Source organism: Mesorhizobium sp. M7A.F.Ca.US.014.04.1.1 (genome assembly GCF_003998745.1).
In the GTDB taxonomy this organism is placed as follows: Bacteria; Pseudomonadota; Alphaproteobacteria; order Rhizobiales; family Rhizobiaceae; genus Mesorhizobium; species Mesorhizobium ciceri.
On sequence record NZ_RZRW01000080.1, the window covers coordinates 1003 to 14834 of the forward strand.

Below are 13832 nucleotides of genomic sequence, written 5' to 3' on the forward strand. Positions count from 1 at the left end.
GCATGCGCGAACTGCGGGCGATGGCTCGGCAGTTCAGGGAATGTGGTCCGGGTGTTCACCATGGTTTGGCAAACCCGTCAACCATATGGGTACCGCGTCTGACAAAAACGCCGGTCAAAACAGCAGGATTTGCATATGGGTGACGCCGTTCAGCAATTTTTCGCGGTCAAGGCGAAGATCGCCGCCGCCGAACGCGAGGCCGGCCGCGAAGCCGGCGCCGTGATCCTGGTCGCGGTCTCAAAGACCTTTGATGCCGCCGACATCGGCCCGGTCATCGAAGCCGGCCAGCGCGTCTTCGGCGAGAACCGGGTGCAGGAGGCGCAAGCCAAATGGCCTGATCTGAAGGACGCATTTCCCGACATCGAACTGCATCTGATCGGCCCGCTGCAATCCAACAAGGCTAGGGAAGCGGTAGCACTGTTCGACGTCATCGAGACGGTCGATCGCGAGAAGATCGCCGCCGAACTCGCCAAGGAGATCGCCAAACAGGGCCGCGCGCCAAAACTCTATGTCCAGGTCAACACCGGCTCCGAGCCGCAGAAGGCCGGCATCGAGCCCCGCGACGCCGTGGCCTTCGTCGCCCGCTGCCGCGACGTGCACGGCCTCGCCATCGAAGGCCTGATGTGCATCCCGCCGGCCGACGAGAATCCCGGTCCGCATTTTGCGCTGTTGGAGAAGCTTAGCAAGGAAGCCGACGTCGCCAAACTCTCAATGGGCATGTCCGGCGACTACGAAACAGCAATCGCCTTCGGCGCCACCAGCGTCCGCGTCGGTTCGGCGATCTTCGGCACTCGCTGAGACGCAACGGCCTTTGGGCCAATCCGACAGGCTCGTTGCTCCAGGACTGGAAACGAAACGTACCGTTCCTATTTGCTTTGGGTCGTCACAAACTCTCTGGAGCCGCCACCATGCGCTACAACCAGCTTGGAAATACGGGGATGTTCGTCTCCGAACTGTGCCTCGGCACCATGACCTTCGGCGCCGCCGGCCAGAATGCCCAATGGGGCCTGATCGCCAGCCTCGACCAGAAGGGCGTCAACGAGATCGTTGCCCATTCGCTTGCCGCCGGCGTCAATTTCTTCGATTCGGCCGACGTCTACTCCTTTGGCGAATCCGAACGGTTGCTCGGCCAGTCGCTCAGGGATCTCAAGGTCAACAGGCAGAATGTGGTCATCGCCACCAAGGCGCATGGCGCCATGGGTGAAGGCCCCAACCAGCGCGGCTCGTCACGCGGCCACATCATGGATTCGGTCGATGCCAGCTTGGAGCGGTTGCAACTCGACCATATCGATCTCTATCAGTTGCACGGCACCGACACCGTGACGCCGATCGACGAAACGCTGCGGGCGCTCGACGATCTCGTTGCCAGCGGTAAGGTCCGCTATGTCGGCGTCTCCAACTGGGCGGCATGGCGCATCGCCAAGGCGCTCGGCATCGCCGAGCGCAAGGGTTTCGCCCGTTTCGAGACCGTGCAGTCCTATTATTCGATCGCCGGCCGCGATCTCGAGCGCGAAATCGTGCCGCTGCTCAATGAGGAGAAGCTCGGCCTGATGGTGTGGTCGCCGATGGCCGGTGGCCTGCTCTCCGGCAAATATGGCCCCGGCGCACCCGGCAATGGCGAAGGCCGCCGCGCGTCCTTCAACTTCCCGCCGGTCAATGAGGACCGCGCCTGGGCGGCCGTTGCCGTCATGCGCGACATAGCCAAAAAACATGATGTGAGCGTCGCCACGGTGGCGCTCGGCTATGTCCTGGCCAAGCCCTTCGTGATGAGCGTCATCATCGGCGCCAGCCGCATGGAGCAGCTGGAGCAGAACCTTGCCGCCACTGAGGTGAAGCTCGACACCGACGATCTGGTTCGTCTCGACGAGGTCAGCGCCCTGCCGTCCGAATATCCAGGCTGGATGCTGGAGCGCCAGGCAGCGGGCCGCCGTCCGGCGGCGTTCACGCCGAAAGCATAAATACAGCCCACGCTGACATCTCGGGAGCCGTGGCTCCGGAGATGTCAGGTCAGCCGGACGCTCTCGCCCAGAAAATCGAGAAAGGCGCGCACCCGCGCCGGCAGATGCCGGCCCTGGCCGACATAGACGGCGTGGGTCGGCTCCTCGTCACCCGGATTGAATGCCTCCAGCAGCGGCGCCAGTCTGCCGGCCGCTATGTCTTCCGCCACATGCCAGCGCGCCAGCCGGGCGATGCCCGCGCCCGCCAGTGCCATGAGCCGCATCGCCTCACCATCGCTGACCAGCGTGTTGCCGGTGATCGGAATCATGATGACGCGGCCTTCCGCGTCGAGGAACGGCCAGCCATCGAGGTGCCTGACGAAGCCGAAGCCCATGCGGTTGTGTTTGTCGAGATCGGCTGGCGTCAGCGGTATGCCGTGCGTCTCGAGGTAAGAAGGTGCTGCAACAACGACCACCGGGCTTTGCCCGAGCTTGCGCGCCACCAGCCGTGACTCACTCAATGGCCCGGCACGGATGGCAACATCGGCGCGCTCCGCCATCAGGTCGACGACGCTGTCGGTCAGCACCAGATCGACCGAAATCTCGGGGTAGCGTTCCAGGAACCGAGGCAGAAGCGGGACCAGCCGATGCACCCCGAAGGGCACGTAGCTGTTAATGCGCACACGTCCGCGCGGTGAAGCACCGGCCGCTGCCTCCTGCTCGGCTGCCGCCATGTCGGCAAGGATGCGCAGGCCGCTCTCGTAGAATGCTGTGCCTTCCGGCGTCAGTTGCAGCTTTCGCGTCGAGCGGCTGACCAGCCGCGCGCCAAGCCGGGCCTCCAGCCGCGCGATCAGCTTGCTCACCGCCGACGGCGTCATGCGCAACGCGCGTGCCGCGGAGGAGAAACTGCCTTCCTCGACGACGCGCACGAACACTTCGATCTCGCCGGAGCGATTGATGTCGGGCCTGGCCATTTATGAATCTATTTCACAGAAAATATGCCCAAGGCAAGTCTGGTTCACAATGCAGGGAAGCACGATCTCAGGGGTCGGGGCGCGGGACGGCGCTCTTCGCATCGAAGTGGAAAACCGCCATGCCTCTTGCTCTCTACGCCCTCGCCGCCGGTGCCTTCGGCATCGGCGTCACCGAATTCGTCATTATGGGTTTGCTGCTCGATGTCAGCAAGGATCTCGGCGTTTCGATCTCGGCTGCCGGCCAGCTCATTTCGGGCTATGCGCTTGGCGTCGTCATCGGCGCGCCGTTGCTGACCATCGCCACCGGCAACTGGCCGCGCAAGACCGTGCTTCTGGCGCTGATGGCGATCTTCACGCTCGGCAATCTCGCCTGCGCGTTGGCGCCCGACTACTGGACGCTGATGGGCGCCCGCATCATCACCGCCTTTGCCCACGGCACTTTCTTCGGCGTCGGCTCGGTGGTCGCCACCGGCTTGGTCGCGCCCAACAGACAAGCCTCGGCGATCGCGCTGATGTTCACCGGCCTGACCATCGCCAACATCCTCGGCGTGCCCTTCGGCACATGGCTCGGCCAGGCCTTCGGCTGGCGCGCGACCTTCTGGGCCGTGACAGTGGTCGGTGTGGCCGCCTTCGCCGTCATCCTGGCTCTGGTGCCACGCAGCCGGACGGCGCCCGAAAAGAGCGACCTGCGCGCCGATCTCGCCGTTTTGCGCCGCACCCCCGTCCTGCTCGGCCTCGCCACCACCGTGCTCGGCTATGCCGGCGTCTTCGCCGTCTTCACTTATATCGCTCCGTTGCTGACCGAGATAAGCGGCTTCAAGGAAGCAGCCGTGTCGCCGATCCTGCTCGTCTTCGGCGGCGGTCTCATCGCCGGCAATTTGCTTGGCGGCAAGGTCGCCGACCGCTGGCTTGGCCGTCCGTGCTGGGCAGCCTCGTGGTGCTGGCCCTGGTGCTCGCAACGATGACCTTCGCCATCCACAGCCAGGTGATGGCCGTCATCTATGTCGGCCTGCTCGGTGCCGCCGCCTTTGCTACCGTGGCGCCGCTGCAGATGTGGGTGCTGGACAAGGCGCAAGGTGCCGGCCAGAGCCTCGCCTCGTCCTTCAACATCGCCGCTTTCAATCTCGGCAACGCCGCAGGCGCCTGGCTTGGCGGCGCGGTGATTGCCCACGGCCTTGGTCTGGGTTCCCTCACCTGGGTCGCCGCCCTGCTGCCGCTCACGGCACTCGGCGTGGCGGGCCTGGCGCTGCGTCTCGATCGCACCCCGGCGCTCGGCGCACCTGCCTCCATCCGCTCGTGACTACCCTCGGCAAACCCGCTTCCGACACCCTTCATACCACCAGGAGTAAAAAGATGGATTATCGACGTCTCGGTGCATCGGGCTTGAAAGTGCCCGCACTCTCCTTCGGCGCGGGAACCTTTGGCGGTTCCGGCCCGCTGTTCGGCGCCTGGGGCAACAGCGACGCCAGGGAAGCGCGGCGGCTGATCGACATCTGCCTGGAGGCCGGTGTCAATTTGTTCGACACGGCCGACGTCTATTCGAACGGCGCTTCTGAACAGGTGCTTGGCGACGCGATAAAAGGCCGCCGCGATGCCGTGCTGATCTCGACCAAGACCGCGCTGCCGATGGGCGATGGGCCGGGCGATTACGGCTCGTCACGTTCGCGGCTGATCAGATCCGTGGATGATGCGCTGAGGCGCCTCGGCACCGACTACATCGACCTTTTGCAGCTACACGCCTTCGATGCCGGCACGCCGATCGAGGAGGTGCTGTCGACGCTGGACAACCTGATCCGTGCCGGCAAGCTGCGCTATGTCGGCGTCTCCAACTTCTCCGGATGGCAAGTGATGAAGTCGTTGGCGCAAGCCGACAGCCAAGGCTATCCGCGCTATGTCGCCCATCAGGTCTACTATTCGCTGGTCGGCCGCGACTATGAGTGGGAGCTGATGCCGCTCGGCCTCGACCAGGGCGTCGGTGCATTGGTGTGGAGCCCGCTTGGCTGGGGCCGCCTGACCGGCAAGATCCGCCGTGGCCAGTCCCTACCGGAAAAGAGCCGGCTGCACGACACGGCAAGCTTCGGTCCGCCGGTCGAGGACGAGCATCTCTATCGAGTGATGGATGCCCTCGATGTCGTGGCCGAGGAAACCGGCAAGACCGTGCCGCAGATCGCCATCAACTGGCTGCTGCAGCGCCCGACCGTATCGTCGGTCATCATCGGCGCCCGCAACGAGGAGCAGTTGCGCCAGAACCTCGGCGCCGTCGGCTGGACCTTGACGCCGGGGCAGATAAGGCAGCTCGACGCGGCAAGCGAAGTCACCGCGCCCTACCCGTACTTCCCGTATCGGCGGCAGGAAGGCTTTGCCCGGTTGAACCCGCCGGTGGTTTGAGCGCATCGGGCCGTCATGGCGCAAGGTTCGCGGGCCAGCGCCCCCCTCTGGCCTGCCGGCCATCTCCCCCTCAAGGGGGGAGATCGGATGTCGCGGCGACTTTCGCCAATCGCAGGCGTAACAAGGGGCGGCGTTGTCGGTGGAGCTGCCAATCTGCCCACTTGAGGGGGAGATGTCCGGCAGGACAGAGGGGGGCGTCGTAGAACGCCGACCTCAAGAAGCCGTTGCTGCGAAACTTGCCCCTAGTGCAGCACAAACTCCCCATCCACCTTGCGCCATTCATTCGGCGCGATCAGCTTCTGGTGGGTGTAGCTGATCGAATGCAGCGGCCCGTCCAGCTTGGCCTTCCAGAATTCGATGAACTTGATCAGCACCGGAAACTTCGGCGCGAGATCGTAGTCCTGCCAGATGAAGCTCTGCAGCAGATGCGGGTGATCGGGAAAGTGATAAAGAATCTTGGCAGTGGTCAAGCCATAGCCTTTGAGCATCAGGTCCATTTCGGCATGGTCGCGCATGACGGTCCCCAGGTTGATTCGCCTGTCCTCCCACGGCTGATTGTGCGCGCCGCTGATTAACCGTCTATTGATTTTTTCTTCATCTGAACCGGCTTTAGCTTGCGAAAACATGCGGTTAGCAGCGCACCTCTTCGAGTGCTGACAGCCCTGGAGAAGCTCCCTGCGGCATCCCGCCGCGCGAATCCAACGTCTAATGTTGCCGTAACGGCGGAACTGGTAATAATGCCGCCGAATTCGCGGCCGTGTCGCCGCGATCCCGCCGGCATTTCAAGCCGGCGATTGGTTCGGGAGGAAAGTCAGGAATGTCCGAGGTTCATGTCCATCGCGTCCAGCCGGCGTGGAAGAAAAACGCGCTGATCGACAATGACACCTACCTGAAATGGTATGCCGACAGCGTCAAGAACCCGGACAAATTCTGGGGCAAGCACGGCAAGCGCATCGACTGGTTCAAGCCGTTCAGCAAGGTCAAGAACACCTCCTTCGACGGCAAGGTCTCGATCAAATGGTTCGAGGACGGACTGACCAACGTTTCCTACAACTGCATCGACCGGCATCTGAAGAAGCGCGGCAACCAGACCGCCATCATCTGGGAAGGCGACAATCCCTACGACGACAAGAAGGTCACCTATAACGAGCTCTACGAGCATGTCTGCCGGCTCGCCAATGTGATGAAGAAACACGGCGTCAAGAAAGGCGATCGAGTCACCATCTACATGCCGATGATCCCGGAAGCCGCCTATGCGATGCTGGCCTGCACGCGCATCGGCGCCGTCCATTCGATCGTCTTCGGCGGTTTCTCGCCGGATGCGCTGGCCGGCCGCATCGACGACTGCAAGTCGACCTTCGTTATCACGGCTGACGAAGGCCTGCGCGGCGGCAAGCCGATCCCTTTGAAGGAAAACACCGACAGGGCGATCGAGATCGCCGCGAAAGCCGGAACGAAAGTCGAAAAGGTGGTGGTCGTGCGACGCACCGGCGGCAAGACCGGCTGGGTTTCAGGCCGCGACGTCTGGTATCACGACGAGATCGCGACGGTGAAAGCCGAATGCAAGCCCGAGAAGATGAAGGCCGAGGACCCGCTGTTCATTCTCTACACGTCGGGTTCGACCGGCAAGCCGAAGGGCGTGCTGCACACCACCGCCGGCTATCTCGTCTACGTCTCGATGACCCACCAATATGTCTTCGACTACCATGACGGCGACATCTACTGGTGTACCGCCGATGTCGGCTGGGTCACCGGCCACAGCTACATCGTCTACGGCCCGCTCGCCAACGGCGCCACCACGCTGATGTTCGAAGGCGTGCCGAACTATCCGTCGCAGTCGCGCTTCTGGGAAGTCATCGACAAGCACAAGGTCAATATCTTCTACACCGCGCCGACGGCGTTGCGCGCGCTGATGGGCGCCGGCGATGCGCACGTGAAGAAGACGTCGCGCAAGTCGCTGCGCGTGCTGGGTTCGGTCGGCGAGCCGATCAACCCGGAAGCCTGGGAGTGGTATTTCAACGTCGTCGGCAACGGCAAGGTGCCGATCGTCGACACCTGGTGGCAGACCGAGACCGGCGGCATCCTGATCACGCCGCTGCCAGGTGCGACCGACCTCAAGGCGGGTTCGGCGACGCGGCCTTTCTTCGGCATCAAGCCGCAGCTGGTCGACGGCGAGGGCAAGGTGCTGGAAGGTGCGGCCGACGGCAATCTGTGCATCACCGATTCCTGGCCGGGCCAGATGCGCACCGTCTATGGCGATCACGACCGCTTCGTGCAGACCTATTTTTCGACCTACAAGGGCAAGTACTTCACCGGTGACGGCTGCCGCCGCGACGCCGACGGCTATTACTGGATCACCGGCCGCGTCGACGACGTCATCAACGTTTCCGGCCACCGCATGGGCACGGCCGAAGTCGAATCGGCGCTGGTCAGCCATGAGAAGGTTTCCGAGGCCGCGGTCGTGGGCTATCCCCACGACATCAAGGGCCAGGGTATCTACAGCTACGTCACCTTGATGAAGGGTGCCGAACCCACCGAGGAGCTGCGCAAGGAGCTTGTTGCCCATGTCCGCAAGGAGATCGGCGCCATTGCTTCGCCCGACAAGATCCAGTTCGCGCCGGGCCTGCCGAAGACGCGTTCCGGCAAGATCATGCGTCGCATCCTGCGCAAGATCGCCGAGGACGATTTTTCTGCCCTGGGTGACACCTCGACGCTGGCCGACCCGGCCGTCGTCGATGATCTGGTCGCCAACCGGCAGAACAAGAAGAGCTGATGCAGGCCGCGCTGGGCACTGTCAGCGAACTCTGGCGCTATCCGGCGAGTTCGCTTGCCGGCGAGCGCCTGAAAACAATCTCGGTCGACGTCGAGAGCATCGACGGCGACCGCCTGTTCGGCCTTGTCGACGTGTCCGACAACGAGATCGCACGACCGGACCGCGACGCGAAATGGCACAAGGTGCCGCGCATCCGCACCCGGCTGTCGCCGACCCTGGAACTCGAGATTGCCGTTCCCGAGGGCGACTGGCTGGCCGCGCCAAGCATCGAGAGCGACCGCGCGGTGTCGGCCTATCTCGGCTTCGAGGCCTCGCTCCGTCCGTTTCGCCGCGAGAATGCCGGGCCTGACTATTCCGGCCCGCTGACCGCGGAGCGCTACCGCAAGGCGCCGATTCATCTATTGACCACGGCTTCGCTGGCACGCCTGAAAGCATTGCACCCGGAAGGGGTCGCCGACCCGCGCCGCTTCCGCCCCAACATCGTTGTCGACATGGCGGCCATCGAAGGCTCGTTTCCCGAAACGGAATGGATCGGCCGCAAGCTTGCCGTCGGCGATCTCCTGCTGACCATCTCGGAACCCTGCCGCCGCTGCGGTTTCACCATTGTCGCCCAGGATGGCTTCGACCATGATCCGGCGATCCTGCGCAACCTGGTCCGTCACAACGCCCATAATCTCGGCGTCTATTGCACGGTCGACAGGCCGGCGCGCGTCGAAGTCGGCGACGCGATGCGCTTCCTGTAAGCTATCGATACAGATCCGCCCGTGTCGGCGGCAGGCCGCTTGGACCGCGCGCGCGCTTGGTCACGACGGTCTGGAAAATCTGTGCCGATGCGCGCTCGAAGGTGATCGAACAGCCCGTCAGGTAAAGCAGCCATAGCCGCGCCCTGGCCTCGCCCACCTCGGCGATTGCCTCATCGAAGCGGGCCTGCAGCCGCTCGGCCCACAGCCTGCAGGTGCGGGCATAGTGCTCGCGCAGGTTCTCGACATCGTAGACGAGAAAACCATGCGCCTCGAGATTGCCTGTTGTCATGCCGATGGTGTCGAGTTCGCCGCCGGGAAAGATATATTTGAGCAGCGCCTTGAACTCCGGCCCCTTGCGCAAGGTCTTCTTGATGTCGCCCTTGCTGCGCCGGGTGATGGCGTGGTGCAGATAGATGCCGCCCGGCTTCAGCAGGCGATGAATGGTCTTGAAATAAGTCGCATGGTTGGCGAGCCCGAGATGTTCGAACATGCCGATCGACGAGATCTTGTCGAAGCTGCCGGTGAGTTCCGCATAGGATTTGATCTCGATGGTGATGCGGTCCTCCAGCCCCTCGGCGCGAATGCGTTCGCGGGCCAGCTCGGTCTGCGCCTGCGACAGCGACACACCGTGGCCGACGACGCCGTAGTTCTTTGCCGCATGGATCAGCATGGCGCCCCAGCCGCAGCCGATGTCGAGCAGTCGTTCGCCCGGTTTCAGCCGGAGCTTGCGGCAGATGTGGTCGAGCTTGTCGACCTGGGCCTCGTCGATGCCATTGGCGAAATCCTTGAAGTAGCCGCAGCTATAGACCATGCGCTCGTCGAGAAAGAGCCGGTAGAAGGCGTTCGAGATGTCATAGTGATGCTGGATCGCCTCCTGGCTCGAACCGCTGACATAGGGATTGCGCCCCGACAGATCGGTCCGCGCGCTCATCTGCTTGCGTGCCAAAAGCACGGAAGGCAGGTCGCGCAGGATCGCCATTTTCGGCAGCGACTTGAGCTTGGTTCTGAGCTTGCCTTGCGACGGCAGGGCATAAAAATCGAAGATCGTCCCGTCTTCGATGTCGATGGTCTTGGAAATCCACATCTCGATCAGCGTCGACAGGGACGGTCGCTTCACGATCTGCCAGACGATGTCCTGGTCGTTGATGGTGAGCACCGGACCAGTGGCGGGGCCTATCCGCTCCCCGGTCCACAGCCTGACCGCAAAACCCGGCTTCAATGTTTCGATCACCGTTCGAACGATGCGAGCGGCCTTTTCGGCTGCCTCCATGCGATTCCTCCGAATGCTGGCTCAGGGGCAGAAGTTTGCCCGGTCGGCCTGGCAATCGCAAGCCGGCCCGCACCAGGCCCGCCCCTTGGTTAATTTCAGACCTGCACCTTGTCTTTTGCTGCAATGCACCCCATCATGAGTATGTGTTCAACAAATCGAAAGGAGGTGATCCGATGTCGAGTGATTTCGTTTTCCAGAACGTGGCCTCAGCGGATTGCACTTTCGGGAAGCAGTCTTCCCGTTAAGGCGCGAAATGCGCGGCGGCTGACCTGATAGGTCATCGCCATGGGCCGCGCCACGGACGGAAACACGGAAGGCCGCCGGCTTCGAAAGAAGCGGCGGCCTTTTCCGTTTGCGGACCAGACTACTGGGTCAATGCGATCTTTTCGGTGTTGCGAATGATTTCCTGAAAGGCGTCGTCCAATTCGGCTCCGGTGGACACGTCGAAGAAATGCCTCTTGGCGGCGGAGGTATCCTTCGACGAACAATCCTTCAGCACCGCCTTTGCCTGGTCCCGCTCGGTTGTCGACATATCCTTGTCGTCCAGATCGAAGCCGATGGTGAAAATCTCGATGCCGTCGTTTTTCATGTTGTCGCACAGCGTTTCGGCGTTGCCGCGCGCAAGGGTGCCCTGCCTGTTGTAGCTGTCCCCAGCACCGGCGAAGGCCGTATTGAACTGGCCATCGGTCATCAGGATCGCGACCTTGGCGATCTTCTTCGGATCGGCATCCGAGGCACCCTTGCCAAGACCGGCATTCCTGATCGCAGTGCGCCATTGCGGCGACAGCATATAATAGGTCCACTGAATGGCGATCGCGCCGGCCGTAAACCCATTGGCCCGGAAGTCCTCGATCGATTCAAGCAAGGCATCGGAATCGGCGGTCAGCGGGATCACTTTCGCATCAGGGCACCTGTTCATGTCCCCGTCACCGAGATGATCGTCCCGGTTGACCAGAGCATAGTATTTCTTGCCGTTCCCGTCGGTGCGGACAGTATCCGGGCCGTCGGCGCTCATATCCGCGTTGCCGTTCTTGTCCTTGCGCTCGGTGGCGCAATTGTCGGGGCGTGGCATCGCCGCGCCGACAATGGAGATGTAGTCGCTGAAGGACGGCAGCAGATTTTTGCCCGTCTTGGCGACGAGAAGCGGACTGCCGGCGACGGGTGGGAGCTCAGTGCTGGCTTGTTTTTCGGCATAGACGTTTTCCGCCAGCTTGCCGGCGTTGACGCCAGATGCATAAGGCACAATCGCGACGCGGATGCGGGGGTTCTGCGGATCCTGTTTCTGCAGCATCGTCTGGACGGCGTTTTTTGCAGCTGTTTTCAGATCGCCGATTTTGTCGACCTTGCCGCGCTTGGCCATCGACCCCGTTATGTCGAGCATCATCGCCACTTCGACGGTCTTGTCCGAATAGAGCGCCGTCGTGGAGGCGGCGACGCGTTTCATGTCGCCCGTGCCAAAAATCGGGAAATACAGCCCGACATCGACATGGGCGTCAGCCTGGACCGTCTTGGCGGTCCTGTTGACGATCAGCCTGTCGAGTACGATCTGGTCGGCCTGCAGAATGCCTGCCTGGCTGTTGGCGTCGAGAAAGGCCTGCACCGATTTGTTGGCATCGGCTTCCTTGATGGCGCCGGTCGTTAGGTCGCGTGCCGTCGATGTGACCGCGGCGTCGACGACGCCTTGGAGGCTCGATCTGGCATTGTAGAGCTGCGATACGTTGACCGAGAAGCCAACAGCCAGCGCCAAGACCGAGGCGCTGAGGCCGAACAGGATTGCGAAATTTCCACCGCGATCCCTGGCGAACCCGCCGATCGCGTGAACAAGACCCCCGTAATTCCGCATCCTACAGCCTCCATTCGCCTCGGCCTCGTCGCCGCGGACAGGGCAATGCAGGATTCCCGCCGGATGACGCCGCTGGCTGGCAGAAGGCCGGCCGCTTGCCGCCAAATCATTGTTTTTGTTCGGCTTCAAGCTCCGCAAAGGTGAATGACTGGTAAACAGAAAAGCGCGGCCGCGGCTGCGTTTACGAGCCGGTTACCATGCTCAAGACGAAGCAATCACGGAATCCCGATGACGTCCTGTTGCGGGACAGGGTCCGTGTGCCGAAGCGGGCCAGTTGTCCCGAGACTGCAGGGCGCGAAATGATCGGATCCAACGCCTCCGGCCGTCGAAAGACCAAAGCGCCATCACGTTTGAAAACCAGGGCCGCTTTTGGCCGCGCCTCAAGGGGGTGTTGAGATTCAGGTCAGGCCAGGTCGAAAATGATGGCTTTCGAGAACCGGAGCGGAGCGGACATTTGGTCCGTGAGCACCGGAAGCGCAGAAAGCCGTCATTTGCAGACCGGCCTCACCTGAATCGACATACCGTTAGGCCAGCATCTGTGCGCCGACGGTCCTGTCGATACCGTGGTAGGGCGGGTTGAACAGATTGCCTTCCTGTTCATAGGTCCATACCTTGAACAGGCTGAGCCGGTGGGCGCCGAAACTATGCAGCAGCGGCACGTCGGTGGCGTCGCGGCCGCGGGCGATGACGATGCGGCCGATTCTTGGCGTGTTGTGGCGAGGATCGAACGTGTACCATTTGCCGTCGAGGAACACTTCCAGCCACGCCGAAAAGTCCATCGGTGCCGGATCGGCTGGCACGCCGATATCACCGAGATAGCCGTTCACATAGCGTGCCGGAATATTCATGCAGCGGCAAAGCGTGATCGCCAGATGAGCGAAGTCGCGGCAGACCCCGACGCGTTCCTCATGCGCCTGAGCCGCCGTGCGGGTCGAGCGCGCATAGCCATAGCCGAACGACAGCCGGTTGTGGACATAGTCGACGATCGCCTGCACGCGCGCCCAGCCGGACGGAATGTCGCCGAAGAGCTGCCAGGCCAGGCTGCTCAGATGATCCGTCTCGCAATAGCGGCTGCCCAGGAGATAACCGAGAACTTCGTCCGGCAGGTCCGCCACCGGCACTTCCCTGGCCAGCGTGTTTACCTCGTCCGTCTCGCCGCTGTCCTCGACGACCGCGTCGTACAGGATGCGAAAACCACCGGCGGGCGCTGTGAAGCGCCGGCAGGCATTGCCATGCAGATCGTGGTACAGCCTTGTCGGCACCGCGGGCGAGGTCAGCACCCGCGTCTGCCGCTTGATATCAGCCTGCCTGTCCCGATGGATCTCGAGCACTGAAATCACCGGCGTGGCGGCTACGCATTCGATGGCGATTTCATAGCCGAGCCGGATCAGCATCGTTGGTCCCCCCTTCGATCTTGTGAGAAGCAGTCCTTCCCAAACGCCCGGAGGATACCGTGGTTCCCTGGGCCGATCGAAAAGCCCACCCCGTGTCTTCCCCTGCCGCGGTCGAGACGTTAGGTTCGGCAACCCCACCAGCGCTCCCCGGACTCAAGGAAAATCATGTATTCAAGCAGAAAATTCGCGGCCTTCCTCTTCGACATGGACGGCACGCTCATCAATTCCATCGCCTCGGCGGAACGGGTGTGGAGCGATTGGGCACGCCGCCAGGGCCTCGACGTCGCTGCCTTCCTGCCGACGATCCATGGCGTACGCGCGATCGAGACCATCACCGGCCTGGCGCTGCCGGGCGTCGACCCGGCACACGAGGCTGATCTGCTGCTGAAGGCCGAGGCGGCCGATCTCGAAGGCATTATCCAGATCGCCGGCGCCGTGGCATTTCTCGATTCGCTGCCGCCCGAACGCTGGGCGATCGTAACCTCCGCCCCACGTGAGCTGGCGCTGTTG

At 62.7% G+C, this 13832-nt stretch carries 10 protein-coding genes and 2 pseudogenes; 7 read left to right on the top strand and 5 right to left on the bottom strand.

Annotated features, from left to right (window positions below):
- The first annotated feature begins 135 nt into the window (after positions 1-135).
- Together EOA22_RS08165 and EOA22_RS08170 are read left to right on the top strand one after the other, a co-directional pair.
- Positions 136-798: a YggS family pyridoxal phosphate-dependent enzyme gene (locus EOA22_RS08165; RefSeq protein WP_027163466.1), complete on the top strand. Its 663-nt coding sequence runs from the start codon at positions 136-138 to the stop codon at positions 796-798.
- Positions 799-908: 110 nt separating this feature from the next.
- Entirely contained in the window at positions 909-1958 is a 1050-nt protein-coding gene (locus EOA22_RS08170) for an aldo/keto reductase (RefSeq protein ID WP_063169457.1), read from the top strand.
- 44 nt (positions 1959-2002) lie between these two features.
- On the opposite strand, the gene EOA22_RS08175 is transcribed toward EOA22_RS08170, so the two are convergent.
- A complete protein-coding gene (locus tag EOA22_RS08175) occupies positions 2003-2911 on the bottom strand; it encodes a LysR substrate-binding domain-containing protein (protein WP_063169458.1) in 909 nt (302 codons plus the stop codon).
- A 119-nt stretch (positions 2912-3030) separates the two neighbouring features.
- On the opposite strand from EOA22_RS08175, the pseudogene EOA22_RS08180 reads away from it, so the two are divergent.
- Positions 3031-4211, top strand: a pseudogene (locus EOA22_RS08180) (MFS transporter).
- Positions 4212-4264: 53 nt separating this feature from the next.
- Positions 4265-5299 carry an aldo/keto reductase gene (locus EOA22_RS08185; protein ID WP_063169459.1) on the top strand — a complete coding sequence of 345 codons (1035 nt, stop codon included), beginning with the start codon at positions 4265-4267 and terminating at the stop codon, positions 5297-5299.
- A 242-nt stretch (positions 5300-5541) separates the two neighbouring features.
- Here EOA22_RS08185 and EOA22_RS08195 read toward each other — a convergent pair whose 3' ends face one another.
- Positions 5542-5814 (bottom strand): usg protein, encoded by a 273-nt coding sequence (locus EOA22_RS08195; RefSeq protein ID WP_013529022.1) that lies wholly within the window; start codon positions 5812-5814, stop codon positions 5542-5544.
- A gap of 302 nt (positions 5815-6116) precedes the next feature.
- Here EOA22_RS08195 and acs point away from each other — a divergent pair, with 302 nt between their 5' ends.
- Both acs and EOA22_RS08205 read left to right on the top strand, forming a co-directional pair.
- Positions 6117-8072 carry an acetate--CoA ligase gene (gene acs / locus EOA22_RS08200; RefSeq protein WP_013529021.1) on the top strand — a complete coding sequence of 652 codons (1956 nt, stop codon included), beginning with the start codon at positions 6117-6119 and terminating at the stop codon, positions 8070-8072.
- Positions 8072-8815, top strand: coding sequence for an MOSC domain-containing protein (locus tag EOA22_RS08205; RefSeq protein WP_063169460.1), 744 nt, complete (start codon positions 8072-8074; stop codon positions 8813-8815). The genes acs and EOA22_RS08205 overlap by 1 nt, the downstream gene beginning before the upstream one ends.
- Before the next feature lies 1 nt (position 8816).
- Here EOA22_RS08205 and EOA22_RS08210 read toward each other — a convergent pair whose 3' ends face one another.
- The 3 genes from EOA22_RS08210 to EOA22_RS08220 all read right to left on the bottom strand — a co-directional run bounded on the left by EOA22_RS08210 (position 8817) and on the right by EOA22_RS08220 (position 13322).
- Positions 8817-10085 (bottom strand): cyclopropane-fatty-acyl-phospholipid synthase family protein, encoded by a 1269-nt coding sequence (locus EOA22_RS08210; RefSeq protein WP_063169461.1) that lies wholly within the window; start codon positions 10083-10085, stop codon positions 8817-8819.
- A 364-nt stretch (positions 10086-10449) separates the two neighbouring features.
- The gene (locus EOA22_RS08215; RefSeq protein WP_063169462.1) at positions 10450-11928 is read right to left on the bottom strand and encodes a pilus assembly protein; all 1479 of its coding nucleotides are present in this window, start codon (positions 11926-11928) and stop codon (positions 10450-10452) included.
- Positions 11929-12452: 524 nt separating this feature from the next.
- Positions 12453-13322 carry a transglutaminase family protein gene (locus EOA22_RS08220; RefSeq protein ID WP_013529017.1) on the bottom strand — a complete coding sequence of 290 codons (870 nt, stop codon included), beginning with the start codon at positions 13320-13322 and terminating at the stop codon, positions 12453-12455.
- Positions 13323-13487: 165 nt separating this feature from the next.
- On the opposite strand from EOA22_RS08220, the pseudogene EOA22_RS08225 reads away from it, so the two are divergent.
- Positions 13488-13832 (top strand): annotated as a pseudogene (locus tag EOA22_RS08225) (HAD family hydrolase); the annotation flags it as partial.

Bases quoted from the DNA above. Each gene is read 5' to 3' on its own strand.
- EOA22_RS08220 (WP_013529017.1), bottom strand. From the start codon at position 13,322: ATGCTGATCCGGCTCGGCTATGAAATCGCCATCGAATGCGTAGCCGCC.
- EOA22_RS08210 (WP_063169461.1), bottom strand. From the start codon at position 10,085: ATGGAGGCAGCCGAAAAGGCCGCTCGCATCGTTCGAACGGTGATCGAA.
- EOA22_RS08165 (WP_027163466.1), top strand. From the start codon at position 136: ATGGGTGACGCCGTTCAGCAATTTTTCGCGGTCAAGGCGAAGATCGCC.
- acs (WP_013529021.1), top strand. From the start codon at position 6,117: ATGTCCGAGGTTCATGTCCATCGCGTCCAGCCGGCGTGGAAGAAAAAC.
- EOA22_RS08195 (WP_013529022.1), bottom strand. From the start codon at position 5,814: ATGCGCGACCATGCCGAAATGGACCTGATGCTCAAAGGCTATGGCTTG.
- EOA22_RS08175 (WP_063169458.1), bottom strand. From the start codon at position 2,911: ATGGCCAGGCCCGACATCAATCGCTCCGGCGAGATCGAAGTGTTCGTG.
- EOA22_RS08215 (WP_063169462.1), bottom strand. From the start codon at position 11,928: ATGCGGAATTACGGGGGTCTTGTTCACGCGATCGGCGGGTTCGCCAGG.
- EOA22_RS08205 (WP_063169460.1), top strand. From the start codon at position 8,072: ATGCAGGCCGCGCTGGGCACTGTCAGCGAACTCTGGCGCTATCCGGCG.
- EOA22_RS08185 (WP_063169459.1), top strand. From the start codon at position 4,265: ATGGATTATCGACGTCTCGGTGCATCGGGCTTGAAAGTGCCCGCACTC.
- EOA22_RS08170 (WP_063169457.1), top strand. From the start codon at position 909: ATGCGCTACAACCAGCTTGGAAATACGGGGATGTTCGTCTCCGAACTG.